General features: G+C 75.6%; 18 protein-coding genes. 12 read left to right on the top strand and 6 right to left on the bottom strand.

Annotated elements, in window-relative coordinates:
* Position 1: 1 nt before the first annotated feature.
* From KLI87_RS25615 to KLI87_RS25595, 5 genes are all read left to right on the top strand, one after another.
* Complete coding sequence (locus KLI87_RS25615) at positions 2-1726, top strand: hypothetical protein (protein ID WP_214618991.1); 1725 nt, start codon at positions 2-4, stop codon at positions 1724-1726.
* Positions 1727-1853: 127 nt separating this feature from the next.
* A complete protein-coding gene (locus KLI87_RS25610; RefSeq protein ID WP_214618990.1) occupies positions 1854-3080 on the top strand; it encodes a multidrug effflux MFS transporter in 1227 nt (408 codons plus the stop codon).
* 89 nt (positions 3081-3169) lie between these two features.
* The gene (locus KLI87_RS25605; RefSeq protein WP_308166165.1) at positions 3170-4237 is read left to right on the top strand and encodes a trypsin-like peptidase domain-containing protein; all 1068 of its coding nucleotides are present in this window, start codon (positions 3170-3172) and stop codon (positions 4235-4237) included.
* Between the two features lie 90 nt (positions 4238-4327).
* On the top strand, positions 4328-6628 hold the full coding sequence (locus tag KLI87_RS25600) for an FdhF/YdeP family oxidoreductase (protein ID WP_214618989.1): 2301 nt from the start codon (positions 4328-4330) through the stop codon (positions 6626-6628).
* Between the two features lie 9 nt (positions 6629-6637).
* The gene (locus tag KLI87_RS25595; protein ID WP_156215423.1) at positions 6638-7330 is read left to right on the top strand and encodes a DUF1707 domain-containing protein; all 693 of its coding nucleotides are present in this window, start codon (positions 6638-6640) and stop codon (positions 7328-7330) included.
* Between the two features lie 21 nt (positions 7331-7351).
* Here the strand turns inward: KLI87_RS25595 and KLI87_RS25590 are convergent, their stop codons facing one another.
* Both KLI87_RS25590 and KLI87_RS25585 read right to left on the bottom strand, forming a co-directional pair.
* Positions 7352-8776 carry an amidase gene (locus tag KLI87_RS25590; protein WP_214618988.1) on the bottom strand — a complete coding sequence of 475 codons (1425 nt, stop codon included), beginning with the start codon at positions 8774-8776 and terminating at the stop codon, positions 7352-7354.
* Entirely contained in the window at positions 8776-9774 is a 999-nt protein-coding gene (locus tag KLI87_RS25585) for a D-2-hydroxyacid dehydrogenase (RefSeq protein WP_214618987.1), read from the bottom strand. The genes KLI87_RS25590 and KLI87_RS25585 overlap by 1 nt, the downstream gene beginning before the upstream one ends.
* A gap of 262 nt (positions 9775-10036) precedes the next feature.
* Between KLI87_RS25585 and KLI87_RS25580 the strand changes: the two genes are divergently transcribed.
* The 5 genes from KLI87_RS25580 (at position 10037) to KLI87_RS25560 (ending at position 14151) form a co-directional block, all read left to right on the top strand.
* Positions 10037-10519: a DUF3830 family protein gene (locus KLI87_RS25580; RefSeq protein ID WP_173390688.1), complete on the top strand. Its 483-nt coding sequence runs from the start codon at positions 10037-10039 to the stop codon at positions 10517-10519.
* 14 nt (positions 10520-10533) lie between these two features.
* Positions 10534-11295 (top strand): Asp/Glu racemase, encoded by a 762-nt coding sequence (locus KLI87_RS25575; RefSeq protein ID WP_156215419.1) that lies wholly within the window; start codon positions 10534-10536, stop codon positions 11293-11295.
* Between the two features lie 47 nt (positions 11296-11342).
* A complete protein-coding gene (locus KLI87_RS25570; RefSeq protein ID WP_214618986.1) occupies positions 11343-12131 on the top strand; it encodes an aspartate/glutamate racemase family protein in 789 nt (262 codons plus the stop codon).
* Between the two features lie 24 nt (positions 12132-12155).
* A complete protein-coding gene (locus KLI87_RS25565; RefSeq protein ID WP_156215417.1) occupies positions 12156-12815 on the top strand; it encodes a GntR family transcriptional regulator in 660 nt (219 codons plus the stop codon).
* Between the two features lie 85 nt (positions 12816-12900).
* Positions 12901-14151, top strand: a complete 1251-nt coding sequence (locus KLI87_RS25560; RefSeq protein ID WP_214618985.1) for an aspartate aminotransferase family protein — start codon at positions 12901-12903, stop codon at positions 14149-14151.
* A gap of 13 nt (positions 14152-14164) precedes the next feature.
* On the opposite strand, the gene KLI87_RS25555 is transcribed toward KLI87_RS25560, so the two are convergent.
* Positions 14165-14821, bottom strand: a complete 657-nt coding sequence (locus KLI87_RS25555) for a TetR/AcrR family transcriptional regulator (RefSeq protein ID WP_156215415.1) — start codon at positions 14819-14821, stop codon at positions 14165-14167.
* 69 nt (positions 14822-14890) lie between these two features.
* Between KLI87_RS25555 and KLI87_RS25550 the strand changes: the two genes are divergently transcribed.
* Positions 14891-16330 (top strand): MFS transporter, encoded by a 1440-nt coding sequence (locus KLI87_RS25550; protein WP_156215414.1) that lies wholly within the window; start codon positions 14891-14893, stop codon positions 16328-16330.
* Between the two features lie 70 nt (positions 16331-16400).
* Here KLI87_RS25550 and KLI87_RS25545 read toward each other — a convergent pair whose 3' ends face one another.
* The 3 genes from KLI87_RS25545 to KLI87_RS25535 all read right to left on the bottom strand — a co-directional run bounded on the left by KLI87_RS25545 (position 16401) and on the right by KLI87_RS25535 (position 20296).
* A complete protein-coding gene (locus KLI87_RS25545; protein ID WP_214618984.1) occupies positions 16401-17543 on the bottom strand; it encodes a CaiB/BaiF CoA-transferase family protein in 1143 nt (380 codons plus the stop codon).
* Between the two features lie 83 nt (positions 17544-17626).
* On the bottom strand, positions 17627-19111 hold the full coding sequence (locus KLI87_RS25540; RefSeq protein ID WP_214618983.1) for a hypothetical protein: 1485 nt from the start codon (positions 19109-19111) through the stop codon (positions 17627-17629).
* A gap of 261 nt (positions 19112-19372) precedes the next feature.
* Positions 19373-20296 (bottom strand): pyridoxal-phosphate dependent enzyme, encoded by a 924-nt coding sequence (locus KLI87_RS25535; RefSeq protein WP_214618982.1) that lies wholly within the window; start codon positions 20294-20296, stop codon positions 19373-19375.
* 251 nt (positions 20297-20547) lie between these two features.
* Between KLI87_RS25535 and KLI87_RS25530 the strand changes: the two genes are divergently transcribed.
* Complete coding sequence (locus KLI87_RS25530; protein ID WP_156215410.1) at positions 20548-21336, top strand: M50 family metallopeptidase; 789 nt, start codon at positions 20548-20550, stop codon at positions 21334-21336.
* Positions 21337-21348 lie beyond the last annotated feature (12 nt).

Genomic DNA, 21348 nt, shown 5'->3' with positions numbered 1-21348 from the left:
CGTGCATCCCGTTCTCGTGCTGCTGCTGATCGCGGTGTGGCTCGGCGCCATGTACGTCGGGTTCATGGTCGTGTTCCCCGTGCTGTTCCCCGCGACGCTGGTCGTGGCCGGGGCCGCCGCGCTCGGCCTGTACTACCTGCACGCCTGCCGGACGCTCGCGCCCTCCACGCTGGAGGGCCCCTCGCCGGTCGAGCCGCCGCCGGTCGCCTACCGGCACTACCTGCTGTCCCAGGTGTGGCGGGACTGGTGGGCGATCACCCGGACGGTCGTGCCCCGGGTGTGGACGACCGCGTCGGCGATCGTGGTGCGGCTCACCAGGACGCTGCTGCTCGGCGGGCTCTGGGGGTACTTCGCGTTCCCGATCTGGCTGGCGCTGTGCGCGGGGATCGCCACCGCCGCCGTCCCCGCCGGGGTGTTCGTGCTGGCGCTGACCGTCCTGTACGGGCTGGTCGCGGCCGTCGGGCTCGCGGCGTGGCTCGGCTGCGTGCTCGTGCTCGCGGCGGTCGAGCGGGTGTTCATGGCCTACGGCCGGATCCTCCAGACCTGCCCGCACCCGTTCTGCTACGAGCGGATCGGGCTGCCCGAGTACGCGTGCCCGGGATGCGGGGCCCGGCACCGGGGGCTGACGCCGGGCGCGGGCGGCGCGTTCCGGCACGTGTGCCGCTGCGGCGCGCGGCTGCCGACGACCGTGCCGCTCGGACGGTTCCGGCTGGCGGCCTACTGCCCGCACTGCGGCGGGCGGCTGCCCGAGCGGATCGGGCGGGTCCGGGTGGAGCCGCTGCCGTTCGTCGGCGGCCCGGCGGCGGGCAAGACCACGTTCATGGTGCTCGGCATCCGCGCGCTGCACGCGCACGCGCACGCCGTCGACGGGCGGCTCTCGTTCGTGGAGCGGCGGCACGCCCAGGCGTACGCGGGCGCCATCGAGGAGTTCCGGCGCGGCGGACGCCCCGCCAAGACGGGCCCGGAGCTGCCGCTCGCCACGATGGTGGACGTGGAGCTGCCGGGACGCGCGCGGCGCATCCTCTACCTGTTCGACCCGGCCGGCGAGCACTACACGGGCGCGACCGAGGTGGAGTCGCTGCGCTACCTCGACCACGGCGAGGCGCTGCTGTTCGTCGTGGACCCCTTCGCGCTCCCCCAGGTGCGGCGGGCGCTGACCGCCGACGAGCGGCGGCTGGTCGAGGCGGGCGCCGCCTCGTCGGAGGAGGATCCGGCCGACACGCTCCAGCGGGTGCTGAACGAGCTGCGCTCGCGTCCCGACCAGGGGCGGCAGAAGCGCGTCGCGGTCGTCGTCACCAAGATCGACCTGCTCGCCCGCACCGAGGTCGGCCGGGGCCTGCGCGAGGACCCGGACCTGCGCGGCTGGCTCGGCCGGGTCGGGCTCGGCAACACCGTCCGCATGCTCGACCAGGTCGCGGGCGAGGTCCGCTACCTCGGCTCGGGCCTGGCGACCCCGCCCGCGGGCGTCGCCGACCTGCTCGGCTGGCTGTCGGGCCTGACCCCGCCGGCGGCGAACGGCGACGGCCCGGCCACCGGCGACGGCGAGGACGGGGTGCCGGGGACGGCGCCGCCGCGCGCTCCCTGGCCGGTGCGCGGGCGCGCGGGCGGCCGCGTGCCGGTCGGCTACCAGGTCGGACGCTGGGCCGTGCTGGCCGGGGTGTCGGCGCTGACCGTCGCCGCCGTGACCGGCGCGCTGCTCGCCGCCGCCGAGCGGTTCCCTTACTGACCGTGATGTGACGGACGCCACTTCCTGACGCGGCAGATAACGTAGGGTCATCTCGTTAGATCTTCTCGGAGACCTCTCGGACTCCCCGGACCTCCTCCGCCCGGCCGCTTCCCCACGGAGACCCCCCATGCACCAGACGGCCACGCCCTCCGGGCCCGTGTCCCCGGCGCGCGCCGCGCCCGACCGGCGGCTCATGCTGATCCTCGTGCTCGGCGCGCTGACCGCCGTCGCGCCGCTGTCGATCGACATGTACCTCCCGGCGCTCCCCCGGCTCGCCTCCGACCTGTCCACCGGCGCGATGCAGGTGCAGCTCACGCTGACCGCGTGCGTGGTGGGCCTCGCCGCCGGGCAGATCATCGCGGGCCCGCTGAGCGACGCGCTCGGCCGCCGCCGCCCGCTGCTGGTCGGCCTCGCCCTGTACGCGATCGCGTCGGCGCTGTGCGTCATGGTGCCGAACGTGGAGACGTTCATCGCGCTGCGGCTCGTCCAGGGCGCGGCGGGCGCCGCCGGGATCGTGATCGGCCGCGCCATCGTCCAGGACCTCTACGACGGGGTCGCGGCGGCGAAGTTCTTCTCGCTGCTGATGCTCGTCAACGGGCTCGCGCCGATCCTCGCGCCCGTCCTCGGCGGGCAGCTGCTGCGGGTCATGCCGTGGCCGGGCGTGTTCGCCGTCCTCGCCGGAACGGGCGTCGCGCTGTTCCTGGCCGCGCTGCTCGGGCTGCGCGAGACGCTGCCGCCGGGGCGCCGCGAGACCGGCGGGGCCCGCGCCACGCTGACGACGTTCCGCGCGCTCGCCGCCGACCGGACCTTCGTCGCCTACGGCCTGTCGGTCGCGCTGGCGTTCGGCGCGCTGTTCACCTACATCTCGGGCTCCCCGTTCGTCCTCCAGGACATCTACGGCCTGTCGCCGCAGGGCTTCAGCATCGTGTTCGGCGTCAACTCGCTCGGCATCGTCGCGGTCGGCCAGCTCAGCGGGTGGCTGGCAGGGAGGGTCAGGCTGGAGCGGCTGCTGGCCGCCGGGCTGACGGTCGTCGCGGTCGGCGGCGTGGGGCTGCCGATCGCGGTTCTCACCGGGGCGGGCCTGCCCGGCGTCCTGCCCGCGCTGTTCCTGGTCGCCGCCGGGGACGGCCTGATCATGCCGAACGCGACCGCGCTCGCGCTGGCCGACCGGCCGCCCCGGGTCGCCGGGAGCGCGTCGGCGCTGCTCGGGCTGACCCAGTTCGCGATCGGCGGCGCGGCCGCGCCGCTCGCCGGGATCGGGGGCCCCGGCACCGCGCTGCCGATGGCGCTGACGATCGCCGCGCTGGCGCTGGCCGCGTTCGCGATCACGCTCCTGGCCCCGCGCCGCCGGTGAATCCACAGGTCAGAGCGCCTCTCTTCCGGCTCTAGGGACTAAACACCAGAGATCGGGAATCATTGGAGGAAAGCCCGAGGGGAGGCGCGGTGAGCGAGATCCCGGAGCGTCGCGGCGTCCGCGCGGCGGCGCTGGCGGTGCTGGCCGCGCTGGCGGCGCTGCTCGCCCCCGCCTGCCGCGCGGCGGAGGACCCCGAGGTGACCCCGCCCGTCGCGGCCACCTCCACCCGGCACGCGGCGCCGAGCGGGCGCCGCCCCGGCGTCGTCAACATCGACACCGAGCAGGGCCTGAACAGCACCAGCGCCGCCGGGACCGGCCTCGTCCTCGACCAGTCCGGGTTCGTGCTCACCAACAACCACGTCATCCAGGGCGCCACGTCGATCAAGGGCACCGACACCGACGACCACCGCACCTACACCGCGCGGGTCGTCGGCTACGACAAGGCGGGCGACATCGCGGTGATCCGGCTGGACGGCGCGTCCGGGCTGAAGGCGGCCGTGTTCGGCGACGCGTCCCGCGTGCGGGTCGGCGACCCGGTCACCGCCGTCGGCAACGCGGGCGGCAGGGGCGGGAACCCCTCGGTCGTGACGGGCCTGGTCACCTCGCTCGGCCAGTCCGTGACCGCCAGGGACGAGAGCGACGGCACCTCCGAGCGGCTCACCGGCCTGATCGAGACCAGCGCCCCGATCCGGCCGGGCGACTCCGGCGGCCCGCTGCTGGACACCGGGGGCACCGTGATCGGCATCAACACCGCCGCCGCGGGCGGCGCCGAGCTGAAGCAGAAGGGCGCCCACCGCGGCTACGCGATCCCCGCCGGGCGCGCGCTGGAGATCGCCCGGCAGATCCAGCGGGGGCAGGCGTCCGAGACCGTCCACATCGGCCCGACGGCGCTGCTCGGCGTCAAGGTGCGGGGGACGGGCGCGGAACAGGGCGCCCTGGTCGCCGAAGTCGTCCCCGGCACGCCCGCCGAGACCGCCGGGGTGCCGGTGGGCGTGACGATCGTCGCCCTGGGCGGGCGGCGGGTGGAGTCCGCCACCGCCCTCACCGACCTCATGCTGGCCCACCACCCGGGCGACGACGTCCTGCTGGAATGGACGACGGCGCAGGGCGTCCGGCAGTCCGCCGTGCTGCATCTCACCGACGGGCCGCCCCAGTAGCGTCCGTCCAGCGGAACCGGGCGGTGACCAGCGAAGCGGGTCGTGCGAGAGTAGGGGCGGCCCCCTGCCCCTGACCCGAGGACGTGAACGATGAGCCGCAAGGCGCCCGCGGACGACGTCGACCCCGCCGACGACATCGCCGGCACCGAGGTCTCGGAGCCGAAGACCTGGGCGGCGGGCGTGCCGGGCGTCACGGCGGCGCTGCGCCAGGCCTACGACCAGATGGGCGTGCGCCGGACGGCGCTGACGCTGGTCCGGGTCAACCAGAAGCCCGGGTTCGACTGCCCCGGCTGCGCGTGGCCCGAGGGCGACCACCGGCACCTCGCCGAGTTCTGCGAGAACGGCGCGAAGGCCGTCGCGGAGGAGGCGACGACCCGGCGGGTCACCCGGGAGTTCTTCGCCCGCCACACGGTCGCCGAGCTGGCCGAGCGCTCCGACCACTGGCTGGGGCAGCAGGGCCGGCTGACCGAGCCGATGATCCTGCGCGCCGGGTCCGAGCACTACGAGCCGGTGTCGTGGGACGAGGCGTTCGGGCTCCTCGCCGAGGAGCTGAACGCCCTGGACTCCCCCGACGAGGCCCTCTTCTACACCTCGGGCCGGACGAGCAACGAGGCCGCGTTCGCCTACCAGCTCTTCGCCCGCGCGTTCGGCACGAACAACCTCCCCGACTGCAGCAACATGTGCCACGAGTCGTCGGGGTCGGCGCTGGTCGAGACCATCGGCATCGGCAAGGGCTCGGTGCTGCTGGAGGACCTGCACCAGGCCGACCTGATCTTCGTCGTCGGCCAGAACCCGGGCACCAACCACCCCCGGATGCTGTCGGCCCTGGAACGCGCCAAGAAGGACGGCGCGCGGATCGTCGCGGTGAACCCGCTGCCCGAGGCCGGGCTGATGCGGTTCAAGAACCCGCAGCGCGCGTCGGGGCTCGTCGGGAAGGGCACGGGCCTCGCCGACCGGTTCCTCCAGATCCGGCTGAACGGCGACCTCGCCCTGTTCCAGGCGCTCAACCGGCTGCTGCTGGAGTCGGACGCGCCCGACGCGGTCGACGAGGAGTTCCTGACCGCCCACGCGCACGGGTTCGAGGCGTTCCGCGACCACGTCCTCGGCCTGGACTGGGACGCGGTGCTGGAGGCGACCGGCCTGGCCCGGGGCGAGATCGCCGCGACGCTCGGCGACGTGCTGGCCGCGAAGAAGATCGTGGTGTGCTGGGCGATGGGGCTGACCCAGCACCGCAACTCGGTGCCGACGATCCGCGAGGTCGTCAACTTCCTGCTGCTGCGCGGCAACATCGGCCGCCCCGGCGCGGGCGTCTGCCCCGTCCGCGGGCACTCCAACGTGCAGGGCGACCGGACGATGGGCATCTACGAGAAGCCCGCGCCCGCCTTCCTGGACGCCCTCGCCGAGGAGTTCGGCTTCGAGCCGCCGCGCGAGCACGGCCTCGACACCGTGGACGCGATCCGCGCCATGCGGGACGGCACCGCGAAGGTGTTCCTCGGGATGGGCGGCAACTTCGTCCGCGCCACCCCCGACTCGGCGGTGACCGAGGCGGCGCTGCGCGGCTGCCGGCTGACCGCGCAGGTGTCCACCAAGCTCAACCGGTCGCACGCGGTCACCGGGACGCGGGCGCTGATCCTGCCGACGCTCGGCCGCACCGAGCGCGACGTCCAGGACTCCGGGCCGCAGTTCGTCTCCGTCGAGGACTCGATGGGCATGGTGCACGCCTCGCGCGGGCGGCTCGCCCCGGCCTCCCCCGACCTGCTGTCGGAGGTCGCGATCGTGTGCCGCCTCGCCCGCGCCACCCTGTCCGGGCCCGACCTCGGCTGGGCGGAGATGGAGCGCGACTACGACGTGATCCGCGACCGCGTCTCCCGGGTCGTGCCCGGGTTCGACCGCTTCAACGAGCGGATCCGGGAGAAGAACGGTTTCACGCTCCCGCACGCGCCCCGCGACGAGCGCCGCTTCCCCACCGCCACCGGCAAGGCCAACCTGACCGTGAACGAGCTGGAGGTGCTGCGGGTGCCGGAGGGGCGGCTGCTGCTCCAGACCGTCCGCAGCCACGACCAGTACAACACCACGATCTACGGGCTGGACGACCGCTACCGGGGCATCAAGGCGGGCCGCCGCGTCGTGTTCGTCAACCCCGCCGACCTGGAGGCCCTCGGGATCGGCGACGGCGCGGTCGTCGACCTCGTCTCGGAGTGGACGGACGGCACCGAGCGCCGCGCCCCCGCCTTCCGCGTGGTCGGCTACCCGACGGCGCGGGGCTGCGCGGCGGCCTACTTCCCGGAGACCAACGTGCTGGTCCCGCTCGACAGCACCGCCGCCGTCAGCAACACCCCGACCTCGAAGTCGATCATCGTACGGCTGGAGACCACCGGCCGGCCGCTCTAGGCTCGGCGCATGACGAACCTGCCTGAGCGCGCCGGACGGCCCGCGACACCGGAGATGCGGGCCTCCGACGCCGACCGCGAGCGCGTCGCCGGGGTGCTGCGCGACGCGGCCGGCGAGGGGCGGCTCACGCTGGAGGAGCTGGACGAGCGGCTCGACGCGGTGTACGCGGCCAAGACCTACGCGGAGCTGGAGCCGCTCACCCGCGACCTGCCGGCCGAGGGCACGGCGCCGCCCGCGCCCGCGCCGTCCTCGGGGACCGACTTCCGGCCGGTGCGGGGCGCCCCGTCCTGGCGGGGCGGCATCGGGATCATGAGCGGGTTCCGGCGGTCGGGGGTGTGGAACGTCCCCCGGCGGTTCCGCGCGTTCGCGTTCTGGGGCGGCGGCAAGATCGACCTGCGCGAGGCCCGGTTCGAGGAGGCGGAGGCGACGATCTCCGTGCTGGCGGTCATGGGCGGGGTGGAGGTCATCGTGCCGGACGACCTCACCGTGCACGTCAAGGGCCTCGGGATCATGGGCGGGTTCGACCAGCGGGCCAGCGGCCCCGGCGCGCCGGGCGCCCCCGTCGTCGTCATCCGCGGCTTCGCGTTCTGGGGCGGCGTCGGCGTCAAGCGCCGGGCGCGCAAGCACGACAAGCGGCTGCGCAAGGAGATGAGGCGGCGCGAGGCGGAGGCCCAGATCGAGGGCCCCGACGCGCCGTCCTGATCCGCGTGCCTAGTGCGGTGCCTAGTGCGGGACCGGCGCTCCGAGCGCGGCGGGGCGCAGGTCGTGCCAGGGCCGCGCCAGCTCGAAGGCGCGGCAGGCGCGCATGACCAGCGCGTCGGCGTGCCGCGCGCCGACGACCTGGAGCCCGGCGGGCAGCCCCTCGGGCGTGAGCCCGCACGGCAGGCTCGCGGCGGGCTGCTGGGTCATGTTGAACGGGTAGGTGAACGGGGTCCAGCCGGTCCAGCGGGGTGCGGCCGCGCCCGCCGGGGCCTCCCGGCCGGCCTCGAACGCGGTGATCGGCAGCGTCGGGGTGAGCAGCAGGTCGTAGCGCTCGTGGAACAGGCCCATGATCCGCCCGAGCTCCATGCGGCGGGCGGTGGCGTCGAGGTACTCGCCCGCCGTGAACGCCGCGCCCCGGTCGCAGATCTCGCGCAGGCCGGGGTCGAGCGCCGCGCGGGCGTGCGGCGGCAGGTGCTCCACGACCTTGGCCGCGCCCGCGAACCACAGGACCTCGAACTCCTCGACCGGGTCGGCGAAGCCGGGGTCGGCCTCCTCGACCGCGGCGCCCAGCTCGGTGAAGACCCGGGCCGCGGCGGCGACGAGCGCGGCCACGTCCGGGTCGACGGCGGCGAACCCGAGGCGGGGGCTGAACGCGACGCGCAGCCCGGTGAGGTCGGCGGGGTCGCCGGGGGTCCCCGTGAAGGCGGCGGCGGGCGGGGGCAGCGCGGACCAGTCCCGCGCGTCCGCGCCGCAGATCGCGTCGAGCAGCAGCGCCGCGTCCGGCACGCTGCGGGTCATCGGCCCGGCGTGCGCGAGCGTCCCGAACGGGCTGGCCGGGTAGTGCGGGACGCGGCCGTAGGTCGGCTTGAGCGTGAACGTGCCGGTGAACGCGGCGGGGATGCGGACCGAGCCGCCGCCGTCGGTGCCGAGCGCGAGCGGCGCCATGCCCGCCGCGACGGCCGCCGCCGCTCCCCCGCTGGACCCGCCGGGCGTGCGGGAGGGGTCCCAGGGGTTGCGGGTGACGCCGGTGAGCGGTGAGTCGGTGACGCCCTTCCACGCGAACTCCGGCGTGGTGGTCTTGCCGACGATCACCGCGCCCGCCTCGCGGACCCGGGCCACGGTGGGCGCGTCCTCGTCCCAGGGGCCGGACGGGTCGATCGACCGCGAGCCGCGCAGCGTCGGCCAGCCCCGGGTGAGCAGGACGTCCTTGACCGAGACCGGCACGCCGTCCAGCGGGCCGAGCGTCGTGCCGCGCCGCCACCGGTCGGCCGAGGCGCGCGCGGCGGCCATCGCCGAGTCGCCCGTGACCAGGCAGAACGCGTTGAGATAGGGGTCCTCGCGGTCGATCCGGGCGAGGACGGCCTCGGTCGCCTCGACCGGGGACAGCGTCCCGGCCCGGTAGCCCTCCAGCAGCTCGGTCGCCGTGAGGTCGGCCGCGTCGCCCATCACTGAACCCCTCTCGATCCGACGTATCCGAGGCGCTTGTCCACGACGTTGCGCAGCGGGCGGCCCTCGACCCGGCACGCGAGGTTCTCGGCGAAGACCTGGACGAGCGCCTCCCGCCAGCCGGTCGCGTCGCCGGACATGTGCGGGGAGACGATCACGTTCGGCATCTCCCACAGCGGGGAGGACGCGGCGAGCGGCTCGTCCACGAACACGTCGAGCGCGGCGCCCGCGATCACGCCCGCGCGCAGCGCCGCGACCAGGTCGTCCTCCACGACGAGCTGCCCGCGGCCGACGTTGATCAGCCGCGCGGAGGGCCGCATCCGGGCCAGCGCCGCGGCGTCGACCATGTCGCGGGTCGCGTCCGTGAGCGGCGCGGCCAGCACGACGTAGTCGGCGTCCGCGAGCGCCTCGCCCAGCCGCTCCATCGGGTGGACGGTGCCGAGGTCGGGGTCGGCGGCGCGGGCGGCGCGGCCGACCCCCGACACGGCCAGCCCCGCGCCGGCCAGCCTGCGGCCGATCGCGCGGCCGATCGGGCCGGTGCCGACGACCAGCGCGCGCGCCCCGGTGATCCGCTCGGTCTCGCGGTGCCGCCACCGCCGCTCCCCCTGGAGCCGGACGGTGCCGTGCAGGTCCTTCGCCAGCGCGATGACCAGGCCGAGCACGTACTCGGCGATCGGCTCGTCGAACACGCCCCGGGAGTTGGTCACGACGGTGCCGGACTCGACCAGCGCGGGGAACAGCAGCCGGTCGACGCCCGCGCTCGCGATGTGCACCCAGCCCGGCCCGCCGGAGGGCGGCCACGCGGCGGCCACCGCCTCCGTCCAGAAGTCCCAGACGAACAGGACGTCGGCGCCCGGAAGGGCGGCGGCCAGATCCGGCTCTCCGACGAGGCGGACGCGCGCCAGCGCCTCCACCGCCCGCAGGCTCGGGGGCGCGTCGTCCCCGGTCAGCACCACCACGAGCGGTGGCGGCACGGGGCCGGGCGCGGCAGCGTCCATCGGCGTCCCCTCCGGGTCCGGGAAATAACGAGAAGGCAACTCGCCAAGGCATTGACACGCTAGGAACGCTTCGTAGGATTGTCAACAATCAGCGCGGCACGGGCGAGCAGGCCGGACGACCGCACTGAACGTGCTGTAAGACCGTCGCAACCGCTGCCCCAGGGCCAGGACGGATCCCAGAGCGCTCTAACGGAAGAGTCCTTTCGGGTGGCGACGCGCTCGCCCACCCCTGTCCTCGGGGAGGTCCGGCATGCCGAAGCTCATGACCATCTCACTGGAGCGGCGCGGCGTCTCGTGCGTGGCCGAGCTGCTGGAGAAGGACGCGCCGCGCACCTGCGCGGCCGTGTGGAACGCCCTGCCCCTCGGCGGCGACGCCTACCACGCCAAGTACGCCCGCAACGAGGTGTACACGATGGTGGAGCGGTTCGCCGAGGACGAGGTCGGGCTGGAGAACCCGACCGTGACGCCCATCCCGGGCGACGTCGTCCACTTCTCCTTCCCCGGCGGCATGCTCGACCGGGCGTTCAAGGAGGAGAAGGGCATCCACGGGCTGCCCGGCGTCATCGACCTCGCGATCTTCTACGGCCGCAACAACCTGCTGCTGAACGGCGACGTCGGCTGGGTGCCCGGCAACGTGTACGCGACGATCGTCGAGGGCCTGGACCGGATGGCCGAGGCGTGCAACGACGTCTGGCGGTCCGGCGCGGTGGGCGAGCGCCTGGTCTACCGCCGCGCCGAGTCCTGAGCGCGGCGATCCCGATGGCCTTCGACCCCATGCTGGTCCAGCGTCCCGAACTGCTCGCCCAGCACGGCATCGGCGTCGTCGCGCCGTTCGACTTCGCGCTCGACCGCGAGCTGTGGCGGTGGACGCCCGACGACGTGTCGCTGTTCATGACCCGGCTGCCCTACGTGCCGGTGCCGGTGACGGTCGAGATGGCCTCCGCGCTGTCGGACCACTCGATCGTCCGGCAGGCGACGCGGGACGTGCTGGCGCCCGAGCCGCTCGCCGTGGCCTACGCCTGCGCGTCGGGCAGCTTCATCCGCGGCGCGGCGGGCGAGGTCGCGCTGCACCACACGATGGTCGCGGCGGGCGCCCCGGCGGTAGCGACCACCTCGGGCGCGCTGGTGGAGTCGCTGCGGCTGCTGAACGCCTCGCGGATCGCCGTCGTCACCCCCTACATCGACACCGTGACCGACCGGCTCGTGTCCTTCCTCGGCGAGTACGGCATCTCCGTCGCCGGGTCGGTCGGGATGGGGCTGCTCAGCCACATCTGGAAAGTCGGGTACGGCGAGATCGTCTCGGCGGTCTCGGCGGTGGACACGCCCGACGCCGAGGCCGTGTTCATCTCCTGCACCAACGTCCCGACCTACGACATCATCGCGCCGCTGGAGCAGATGATCGGCAAGCCGGTGCTCACCGCGAACCAGGTCACGATGTGCTCGGCGCTGCGCGCGATGGGCCGCCCGGCGGCCGGTCCCGGGCAGTCGCTGGTCCAGCTCACCCGTCCGACCGCCGCGTGAGGCCCGCTCCCCGCTTCATGATCGAGGAAGGTAGGATTGTCGACAACATGCCGCAGACCGCACCGTGCGCCGGTTTCCTCTACCCGGGCTTCAGCGCCGAAGACGACTACCCCGCGATCGAGCGCGCCCTCGGCGGCGTGCGGCTGCCGGTCGTCCACACGCTGATGCGCGAGGACGCCCACCGGGTCGACGCCCTGCTGGACATCGGCGGCCCCGACGTCCTCGCCGAGGGCGCCCGGCAGCTGCGCGGGCTGGGCGTCCAGGCCGCCGTCTGGGCGTGCACCAGCGGCAGCTTCGTGTTCGGCTGGGACGGCGCCGCCGCGCAGGTCGCGGGCGTCGCGGAGGCCGCGGGCGTGCCCGCCTCCAGCACCTCGTTCGCGTTCGTGAACGCCGCCCGGCACCTCGGGGTGCGGCGCGTCGCGGTCGCCGCGACCTACCCCGCCGACGTCGCCGACCGGTTCGGCGCGTTCCTCGGCGAGGCCGGGATCGAGGTCGCGGCGCTGTCGGCGCGCGGCATCGTGACCGCCGCCGAGGTCGGCACGCTGGGCTGCGACGAGGTGCTGGCGTTCGTGGCGGCCAACGACCACGCCGGCGCCGAGGCCGTGCTGGTCCCCGACACCGCCCTGCACACCGTGTCCTGGCTCGACGAGTTGGAGGCGCGGGTCGGCAAGCCCGTCCTGACCGCCAACCAGGTGAGCGTGTGGGAGGGCCTGCGGCTCGCCCACGCCGCCTCCGGCACGGACGGGCCGCGCCCGCGCGCGGGACTCGGCAGGCTGTTCGCGACTCCCGCCGTCACCGGGGCCCACGCGGGCCCCGTGCCGGCGCGACATCCCTGACCCCCAGACGAAAGGGGCCCGCGCATGGGCCGGTTGGGTGAGCTGGAACCCGTCCCCCGCAGATCGACGGTCGAGCTCGTCTCGGACGAGCTGCGCTCGGCGATCATGTACGGCTCCCTGGAGCCGGGCGCGCAGCTCGGGGAGGTGGAGCTGGCGGCCCGGCTCGGCATCAGCCGCGGCCCGCTGCGCGAGGCGATGCAGCGGCTCGTCCAGGAGGGGCTGCTGGTCAGCGAGCCGCACCGCGGCCTGTTCGTGATCACGCTGGACGCCGGCGACGTCGAGGACGTCTACCTGGCGCGGCTCGCGATCGAGCGCGAGGCGTGCCGGCTGATCATGGAGCGGAACCGGGGCGAGGCCGTCGCGCGGCTCACCGACGCGCTGGAGGCGCTGGTGGACGCGGCGCGCGAGCGCGACCGGGTCGCGATGAGCGACGCCGACCAGGCCTTCCACGAGGTGCTGGTCAGCGCGTCCGGCAGCCCGCGGCTGGAGCGGATGGCGCACACCCTGCTGGTCGAGACCCGGATGTGCCTGAACGCGCTCCAGGACACCTACCCCGAGCCGTCCGAGCTGGTCGACGAGCACCGGCGGCTGGTCGACGCGATCGGCGACGGCGCGGAGGAGCGGTTGCTGCGGCTCATCGAGGAGCACATGACCGACTCGATCGAGCGGCTCCGCCCGTCCTGAGGAACACCCGGCCCCGCCCTGGACAGGAGGGCGGGGCGCGTGGTGCCATGGGCTTGCAGATTGTCGACAATCCTACGGAGTTCCCATGGCGACGCTGTCCCCCCTGCTGAAGCAGGCCACCCCCGTCCTGGCCGAGCGCGGCGAGGGCGCCTACCTCTACGACGCCGAGGGGCGCCGGTACCTGGACTTCACGGCGGGCATCGGCGTCACGAGCACCGGGCACTGCCACCCGCGCGTGGTCGAGGCGGCACGGGAGCAGGCCGGCACGCTGATCCACGGCCAGTACACGACCGTCATGCACCGGCCGCTGCTGCGGCTCACCGAGGCGCTCGGCGAGGTGCTGCCGGACGGCCTGGACTCGCTGTTCTACCTCAACAGCGGCAGCGAGGCCGTCGAGGCCGCGATCCGGCTGGCGCGGCACGCGACCGGGCGGCAGAACATCGTCGTCTTCCACGGCTCCTTCCACGGCCGGACGATGGGCGCCGCCGCCCTCACGACGGCGGGCACCAAGTTCCGCGCCGGGATCGGCCCGCTGATGCCGGGCGCCGCCGTCGCCCCGTTCCCGCAGGCCTACCGGTACGGGTGGGACGAGGACGAGGCGACCCGCTTCGCGCTCCGCGAGCTGGACTACGTCCTCGCGACCACCAGCGCCCCCGCCGACACCGCCGCGTTCGTCGTCGAGCCCGTCCTCGGCGAGGGCGGCTACGTGCCCGCGCCGCCCGCGTTCCTGGAGGGCCTGCGCGAGCGCGCCGACCGGCACGGGATCCTGCTGGTGATGGACGAGGTCCAGACCGGCGTCGGCCGGACGGGCCGCTTCTGGGGCCACGAGCACGCGGCCGTGCGGCCCGACGTCCTGATCACGGCCAAGGGCCTGGCCAGCGGGTTCCCGCTGTCGGCGATCGCGGCGCCCACGGCCGTGATGGAGAAGGCCCGGCCGGGCTCGCAGGGCGGCACCTACGGCGGCAACGCGGTCGCCTGCGCCGCCGCGCTCGCCACGCTGGAGGTCGTCCGCGACGAGGGCCTGGTCGCCAACGCCGAGCGGCAGGGCGCGCGGCTGAACGACGGGCTGCGCAAGGTCGCGGCCGACCATCCCGTGATCGGCGACGTGCGGGGCCTCGGGCTGATGCAGGCCAGCGAGTTCACCGCGCCGGACGGCGAGCCCGACGCGGCGACCGCCGCGCGCGCCCACCGCGCCGCCTCCGACCGGGGGCTGCTGCTGCTGACCTGCGGCGCGTTCGGGAACGTCGTCCGCATGATCCCGCCGCTGATCGTGGACGGGGCGCAGGTCGACGCCGCGCTGGAGCTGTGGGCGGCGGCCGTCGCCGACGCCGTCTGAGGGCCCCGCCCGACTATCCGACCAAGCCGTCGACCAGGGCGCGCAGGCCGTCGAGGTAGGTGTCCTCGGCGGTGAGCCGCGCCCACCGGTCGCCGACGGCCGCCAGCCGGGGCAGCTCCTCGGGGTCGAGGTCGGCGAAGACCCGCTCCCGGTAGGTGGCGCGGTCGTCGCCGGCCCGCCGCCGGGCCGAGGCGGCCCGCACCAGCAGCTCCCCCGCCGTGTAGTACCAGATCGCGCGGTAGCCGTGGACGGCCCGCTCGGGCGTGAGCCCGCACTCGACCAGGCCGTCCACGATCTGCTCGGTGAACCACAGCGCCGACCGCGCCATCAGGTCGTCGGCGGTGAGCACCTGCGCGACCCACTCCTGCCCGGCGAGCGCCTCGCGGATCGCCGCCGCCGCCGCGACGACGCGCTCGCGGGGGTCGGCCGGGAGCTCGGGGCGGCGCAGCGCCCGCGCCGCGTACTCGTCGAGCAGCAGGACGAGCAGCTCGTCCTTGTCGCGCACGTGGTGGTAGAGCGCCATCGGCGTGCTGCCGACGTCCTTGGCGAGCCGGCGCATGGTCAGCCGGTCGACGCCCTCCTCGTCCACGATCCGCCGGGCGACGGCGAGGATCTCCGCGCGCGAGATGCGCGGCGGGCGCCCCCTGCGCTGCCCGGTCGGTGTCGCCATGCCCCCCATCATCCCGCACCCGATGCGTCCCGTTCGACATCGCGGACACGTGTCAGCTATTTTTCTTACATGTATAGAAATTCGCGCGGGCGGCCCGGGGTGGTGCTGGCGGCGGCGGCCGTCGCCCAGTTCGTCGTCGCCCTGGACATGGCGGTCGTCAACGTCGCCCTCCCCTCGATCCGCACGTCCCTCGGCTTCGCGCCGGTCGACCTCGCCTGGGTCGTGCACGTCTACGCGCTCACCTTCGGCGGGTTCCTGCTGCTCGGCGGCCGGGCCTGCGACCTGTACGGGCGGCGCCGGCTGTTCACCGGCGGGCTCGCCGCCTTCGCCCTGTTCTCGCTGCTGGGCGGCCTCGCGCAGGCGCCCTGGCAGCTCGTCGCCGCGCGCGCGGGCCAGGGCCTGGCGGCGGCGGCCGTCGCCCCGGCGGCGCTCGCCCTGCTCACCACCACCTTCCCCGAGGGGCGCGACCGGGTCCGCGCCCTCGGCGTGTGGAGCGCGGTCAACGCGGCGGGCGGCGCGCTCGGCGTCCTCGCGGGCGGGCTGCTGACCGAGTACGCGGGCTGGCGCTGGGTGATGCTCGTCAACCTGCCGATCGTCGCGGGCGCGCTCGCGCTGGTGCCGGTCGGCGTGCCCGCCGAGGAGCACCGCGCGGACCGTCCGCGCCTGGACGTGCTCGGTGCCGTCCTCGCCACCACCGGGACGGGCCTGCTGGTGTTCGGCGTCGTCCGCACCGGCACGCGCGGCTGGACCTCGGCGGCGACGCTGTCGACGCTCGGCGCCGCGGCCGTGCTGCTGGCGGCGTTCGTGCTCGCCGAGTCGCGCGTGCGGGCGCCGCTCGTCCGGCTCGGACTGCTGCGGAGCCGGTGGGTCGCGGGCGCGAACGTGTTCGTGTTCCTCGCGGCGGCGGGCCAGTTCGCCGCGTTCTACTTCGTCTCGCTCTACATGCAGGGCGTGCTCGGGATGGGCGCCGCCGCCACCGGCGCGGCGTTCGTCCCGTTCTCGGCGGGCGTCGTCGTCGGCAGCGTCGCGGCGACCCGGATCACCACCGACCGCTCCCCGCGCGCCTCGCTGATCCCCGGCGCGCTGCTCGCCGCCGCCGGCCTCGCCTGGTTCGCGCTGATGAGCCCGGACGGCGGGTTCCTCACCGACGTGCTCGGCCCGTCGGTGCTCACCAGCGTCGGGCTCGGCCTGTGCCTGGCGCCCGTGGCCGCCGCCGCGACGACCGGTGTCCCGCGCGGCGAGGCCGGGATGGCGGCGGGCGTGCTCAACAGCGCGCGGCAACTCGGCGGCTGCGTCGGGCTGGCCGCGCTCGCCACCGCCGCCGCGGGCCGCACCGGCTCGGGCACCGGCGCTGCCGCGCTCAACTCCGGCTACGCGCTCGGCGTCCTGACCGGCGCGGCGCTGCTGCTGGTCGCGGCGCTCGTCGCGGCGACCGTGCTGCCGCGCCACCGCCCGGCGGCGTCCGCCCCGCTCCGCGCCGAACCCGAACTGGAAGGGACCCCGTCATGACCCGGCCGATCATCATGGCCATCACGCCGCGCCGCGGCGGCCGCCTGGAGAGGCGTGCCTGAGGGCGCCCTCACGCCTGGGCGACCGCGCCGTCCGCCAGCAGGTCCTCGACGTCGGTGAACCCGAGGTCCTCCAGGACGGCGCGGGTCTGCCCGCCCGGCAGGACGGGCAGACCGTCGGTCTCGGGGACCGTGCGGGAGAAGCGCGGCGCGGGGGCGGGCTGCCGGTGCCCGGCGATCTCGGGGAACACCTCCCGGGAGGCGTTGTAGGGGTGCGCCTTCGCCTCCTCCATCGACAGGACCGGCGCCACGCACCCGTCGCCGGGCAGGAAGATCGCCGCCCACTCGTCGCGGGTGCGGGTCCGGAACGCGGCGGCGAAGCGGTCGCGGAGGCCGGGCCAGCCCGCGCGGTCGTCCCGGGACGGCAGGTCCTCCGGGTCCAGGCCGAGGCCGCGCACGAACTCGCCGTAGAACCTCGGTTCGAGGGCGCCGACCGCCATATGCCGGCCGTCGGCGGTCTCGTAGACGTCGTACCAGGGCGCGCCGGTGTCGAGCAGGTTGACGCCGCGCCGGTCCTCCCACAGGCCCGCCGCGAGGAAGGAGTGGGTGAACGTCGACAGGTGCGCGGTGCCGTCCACGATGGCGGCGTCGACGACCTGGCCGCGGCCGCTCGTCCTGGCCTCCAGGAGGGCGGCCAGGACTCCGGTGACCAGGTACATGCTGCCGCCCGCGAAGTCGCCGAGCAGGTTCAGCGGCACCTGCGGCGGGCCGCCCGCGCGGCCGATCGCGTGCAGCGCGCCGGTGATCGCGATGTAGCCGATGTCGTGCCCGGCGCTGCGCGCCAGCGGGCCCTCCTGGCCCCAGCCGGTCATCCGCCCGTACACCAGCGCCGGGTTGCGGTCGAGGCAGTCCTCGGGACCGATGCCGAGGCGCTCGGTGACGCCGGGGCGGAACCCCTCCAGCAGGACGTCGGACCGCTCCGCGAGCCGCAGCACGACGTCCCTGCCCCGCTCGGACTTCAGGTCGACGGCGACCGACCGCTTGCCCCGGTTGGTGAAGTCGGTGCCGCCGGTCGCGGCGTCCCCGACGGCGGAGACCCGGTCGATCCGGATGACGTCGGCGCCGAGGTCGGCCAGCAGCATCGCCGCGAACGGCGCCGGGCCGATCCCGGCCAGCTCGACCACCCGTACCCCCGACAGAGGTCCCCTGCCCATCCTCGGCCCCTTTCGCGCCTCGCCCGGCGTCCGGCGACCCAGTGTGCCCGATGGCGGCGGGCGGCGGGCGGCGGGCGGCGCGGTCAGCGGGCCGTGAGCGTGACCGGCGCGCCCGCGCGTCCCCGCGCGACCAGCAGGCGGCCGTCGGTCTCGGGCGAGCGGACCCCGCGGGCCCGGGGCCGCAGTCCGGGCCCGGCGGCGGCGAGGTAGTACCAGCGGCCGGACGGGGCGTGCCACCAGGTGCCGCTGACCGGCCGCCGCTCGTCGCAGGCGCCGGTGCCGCGCTGCTCGCGCGCGCCGAGCAGCGTCGCCTCGGTGGCGGCGGCGCCGTCGGCGAACCGCAGGCGGGTGCACGCCCATCCGGCGCGCCCGCCGCCGTGCGGCAGCGTCCCCGACCAGAACTGCCACGCCGCCGCCTCCGCGACCGGGCGCGCCGGGTGCCGCGTCGCGCAGCCGAGCCGGTCCCAGAACCGCAGGCCGTCCCGGCCGAGCCGCGCCGCCTCCGGCCGCGCGGCCGACGGCGGCCGGTAGGTCAGGACGGCCGCGCGCGGCCCGCCGAGGTCGCCGACCGTCCGCGTGCCATCGAGGTGGAACACGGGGCCCCGGCCGCACCGGGTGCGGGCCGGGACGGGGTCGGTCACGCCGTCCCGGACGGCCAGCTCCGCCCCGGCGAGGGTCTCGGGACGGGTGTCCCAGGGCGCGAGCAGGTAGCGGCCGCCGCCGAGGCTCACCGGGGCGGACGCGCCGGACCCCGCCGTCACCACCTCCAGCCCGGACGGCCCGTACCGGGCGAGCAGGTCGCCGTCGCGCAGCAGCGCGAGCGGGGCGCCGCCGACGTGGCCCGCGTAGAGGAGCCGCACGGCCCGTCCGGGGGCGCCCCGCCCGCCCGCCCAGGCGTTCACGGCGCGTTGCGTGAAGGCGGCGTCGCCCGCGAGGTCGCCGCGCGCGGGCCAGGCGTCCAGGGTCCGGGGGCCGTGCCTCCAGGCGTCCGGCTCCGCGCGGACCAGCCGCGGCCCGCGCGCGGCCTCCGGGCGCGGGTCGCCGCCGAAGGGGCCGTTCCCCTCGGTCAGCACGAGCGCGCCGAGGAGCGCGGCGGTGAGCAGCGCCGCCCCGGCCAGCGGCAGCAGCGACCGGTTGCGGACCGGCGGCAGCGGCGCCGCCTCGAACCGCTCCGGGTAGCGGGCGGGCGGGACCTCCGCCGCGTCGGCGGCGTCGATCACCGCCAGCGGGTCGCGGACGCGCAGCTCGATGAGCTGGTCGCGGACCTTGTAGCGCGGCATGCGCTCCATGTGGCGCAGCACGTAGGCCACCCGGACGGGCGGCTCCAGCCGCGACAGCGCCCCGGTCAGCGCCGGGTCGGGCAGCCGGGCGGGCAGCGCGCGCAGCCACGGCCCGAGCCCGATGTGCAGCCGCCGCGGCGGGCGCATCGCCCGCCGCAGCACGCGGGTGCGGCGCCGCGCCAGCGCGGCGGGCGAGCGGTCGCGGCGGGCGGTGCCGTCCACGATGCGGCGCGCGACCGCGAGCCGGTTGACGCGCCTTCCCCGTCCCGGAAGAACGAAATACGCCATCCGGACAAGCTCGCTGTAAGGCGATTCCGTCGCCGGGTTCGCCATGACCTTTTCCGCCACCGCGGCCACTCCCTCCGGGCGTTTCCCTGACCGTCCCCGACCGCGGAACGGTCGCGAAACCCGAGGTTAGGCAGCATCACGGGGCGTGGAAGCGGAATTTGAATCAACGATTAATCAGGTCGGTGGATATCTCCCATTATTGTTCGCGGGTCGCACTTCGGCGCGGGCGCGGACGGTGGTCGCGGGCGGCCTGAGCGGGGCTCAGTCCTCCGACAGCGCCCGTGTGTAGGCGGGGACGGTGATGTTGCGCCCCGACAGGACGACGACGAGCCGCCCCTCCGCCTCGACCCTCCCGGCGAGGACGGCCGCGACCGCCGCCGCGCCCGCGCCCTCCGCGGCCAGCCCGTGCTCGCGGAACAGCCAGCGCAGCGCGGCGCGGATCTCCGCGTCGGTGACGATGGTCAGCTGGGCGGTGCCCGCGAGCACGCCGGGCGTGACGCTGCCAGGCTCCAGGTTCCCGCTGAGCCCGTCGGCCATGGTGTCGCCGACCTCGACGCGGGTGGTCCGGCCCGCGGCGACCGCCGCCGACACCGCGCGCGACTCCGCCGACTCCACCCCGACGACCTTCACGTCGCCGCGTCCGCGCGCCCACAGCGCCAGGCCCGCGGCGAGGCCCCCGCCGCCGACCGGCGCGACGACCGTGAGCGGCCCGCCGGTCTGGGCGTCCAGCTCGCGGCCGATCGTGGCCTGGCCCGCGATGACGGCGGGGTCGTTGTAGGGGGAGACGTAGCGGCCGGGCAGGCCCATCGCGTGCGCCTCGGCGTCCTCGTAGGTCGTCCCGTGCTCGACGAGCCGCACCGGGAACGCGCGGATCCGCTCGACCTTCGCCGGGGACGCGCGGGTGGACACCACGACGGTCACCCGCGCGCCGGACGCGCGGGCCGCCGCGTAGCCGACGCCGAGCGCGTGGTTGCCCGCGCTGGCGGTGACGGCGGGCTCGCCGTCCGCGAGCGCGGCGAGCGCGGCCAGCCCGCCGCGCACCTTGAACGACCCCGTCGGCTGGAACGTCTCCAGCTTCAGCAGCGCGCCCGGCGCCAGCGTGGTCTCGACGACCGGCGTCGGCGGCAGCACGGCCGACACCGCGCGCCAGGCGGCGTCCAGGTCGTGCCGATCGGGCACCCGCACGGGACGGACGGAACCGGCGCTCATCCGCGCCCTGGCGATCTCATGGCGTTCCCCATGCGCTCCAGATTAGCGATCATGAAGGGCGGCGCTCGCGGTGCCGGGGCGTCCGGGCCGGTCGGTGCGGTGCCGCGCCTGGTCGGCGACGAAGCCGTGGCGTGGATCACATCCGAGGGCGGCCGATGCCGCCGATCAACTGATTCGCGGCTTGCGAGGCGTCCGAACCGAACGCGAACGTTATCCCCGACGTCCTAATGTTGGGCATCGCGAACGACGACACCGGGGTGGACGTGGAGAACGCAAGCATCGGCGACCTGTGGGACCGCGTCACGGGGACGCAGCCGGACCCGCCGTGGTGGCTGGTCGCCCTCGTCGGGCTCGTGGCGCTCGGCGCGGTCGCGCACGGCCCGACCTGGCGCGTCGCGCGCAACACGGTGACGATCGCGCACGAGGGCGGGCACGCGCTGGTCGCCCTCGTCACCGGCCGCAAGCTGGACGGGATCAAGCTGCACTCCGACACCTCGGGCGTCACGGTCTCGCGGGGCAAGCCGCACGGCCCCGGCATGGTGTTCACCGCGATGGCCGGATACCTCACCCCCCCGCTGCTCGGGCTGCTGTTCGCCGCGCTGCTGGCGGGCGGCCGGATCACGCTGATGCTGTGGTTCTCGCTGGCCCTGCTCGCGGGCATGCTCGTGATGATCCGCAACGCCTACGGGGCGCTGTCGGTGATCGTCACCGGCGCGGTGATCTTCGGGGTGTCCTGGCTGGGCGGCGCCAAGGTGCAGGCCGGGTTCGCCTACCTGGCCGCCTGGTTCCTGCTGCTCGCGGCGACGCGCCCGGTGGTCGAGCTGCAGCGGATGCGCGCCCGGCACATGGCGCCGAGCTCGGACGCCGACCAGCTCGCGCACCTCACCGGCGTGCCGGGCCTGGCCTGGGTGAGCCTGTTCGGCGCGGTCGCGCTCGTGGCGCTGCTCGCGGGCGCGGCGCTGCTGTTCCCCGACACGGTGTCGGCGCCCGAGGTGCCGCGCCCGCCCGGCTTCTAGCGCCGGGCCCCC

Origin of the sequence: Actinomadura sp. NEAU-AAG7 (assembly GCF_018603865.1) — a bacterium.
In the GTDB taxonomy this organism is placed as follows: Bacteria; Actinomycetota; Actinomycetes; order Streptosporangiales; family Streptosporangiaceae; genus Spirillospora; species Spirillospora litoris.
Note: the sequence above shows the minus strand (reverse complement) of the source record. Positions and strands in the feature narration are given on the sequence as shown.

What these genes read in the sequence shown, in the direction of transcription:
- KLI87_RS25585 (WP_214618987.1), bottom strand. Translation starts at nt 9,774, where the DNA reads ATGGACGCTGCCGCGCCCGGCCCCGTGCCGCCACCGCTCGTGGTGGTG.
- KLI87_RS25565 (WP_156215417.1), top strand. Translation starts at nt 12,156, where the DNA reads ATGGGCCGGTTGGGTGAGCTGGAACCCGTCCCCCGCAGATCGACGGTC.
- KLI87_RS25595 (WP_156215423.1), top strand. Translation starts at nt 6,638, where the DNA reads ATGACGAACCTGCCTGAGCGCGCCGGACGGCCCGCGACACCGGAGATG.
- KLI87_RS25570 (WP_214618986.1), top strand. Translation starts at nt 11,343, where the DNA reads ATGCCGCAGACCGCACCGTGCGCCGGTTTCCTCTACCCGGGCTTCAGC.
- KLI87_RS25600 (WP_214618989.1), top strand. Translation starts at nt 4,328, where the DNA reads ATGAGCCGCAAGGCGCCCGCGGACGACGTCGACCCCGCCGACGACATC.
- KLI87_RS25540 (WP_214618983.1), bottom strand. Translation starts at nt 19,111, where the DNA reads ATGGCGTATTTCGTTCTTCCGGGACGGGGAAGGCGCGTCAACCGGCTC.
- KLI87_RS25550 (WP_156215414.1), top strand. Translation starts at nt 14,891, where the DNA reads ATGTATAGAAATTCGCGCGGGCGGCCCGGGGTGGTGCTGGCGGCGGCG.
- KLI87_RS25530 (WP_156215410.1), top strand. Translation starts at nt 20,548, where the DNA reads ATGTTGGGCATCGCGAACGACGACACCGGGGTGGACGTGGAGAACGCA.
- KLI87_RS25590 (WP_214618988.1), bottom strand. Translation starts at nt 8,776, where the DNA reads ATGGGCGACGCGGCCGACCTCACGGCGACCGAGCTGCTGGAGGGCTAC.
- KLI87_RS25610 (WP_214618990.1), top strand. Translation starts at nt 1,854, where the DNA reads ATGCACCAGACGGCCACGCCCTCCGGGCCCGTGTCCCCGGCGCGCGCC.
- KLI87_RS25555 (WP_156215415.1), bottom strand. Translation starts at nt 14,821, where the DNA reads ATGGCGACACCGACCGGGCAGCGCAGGGGGCGCCCGCCGCGCATCTCG.
- KLI87_RS25580 (WP_173390688.1), top strand. Translation starts at nt 10,037, where the DNA reads ATGACCATCTCACTGGAGCGGCGCGGCGTCTCGTGCGTGGCCGAGCTG.
- KLI87_RS25575 (WP_156215419.1), top strand. Translation starts at nt 10,534, where the DNA reads ATGGCCTTCGACCCCATGCTGGTCCAGCGTCCCGAACTGCTCGCCCAG.
- KLI87_RS25560 (WP_214618985.1), top strand. Translation starts at nt 12,901, where the DNA reads ATGGCGACGCTGTCCCCCCTGCTGAAGCAGGCCACCCCCGTCCTGGCC.
- KLI87_RS25545 (WP_214618984.1), bottom strand. Translation starts at nt 17,543, where the DNA reads ATGGGCAGGGGACCTCTGTCGGGGGTACGGGTGGTCGAGCTGGCCGGG.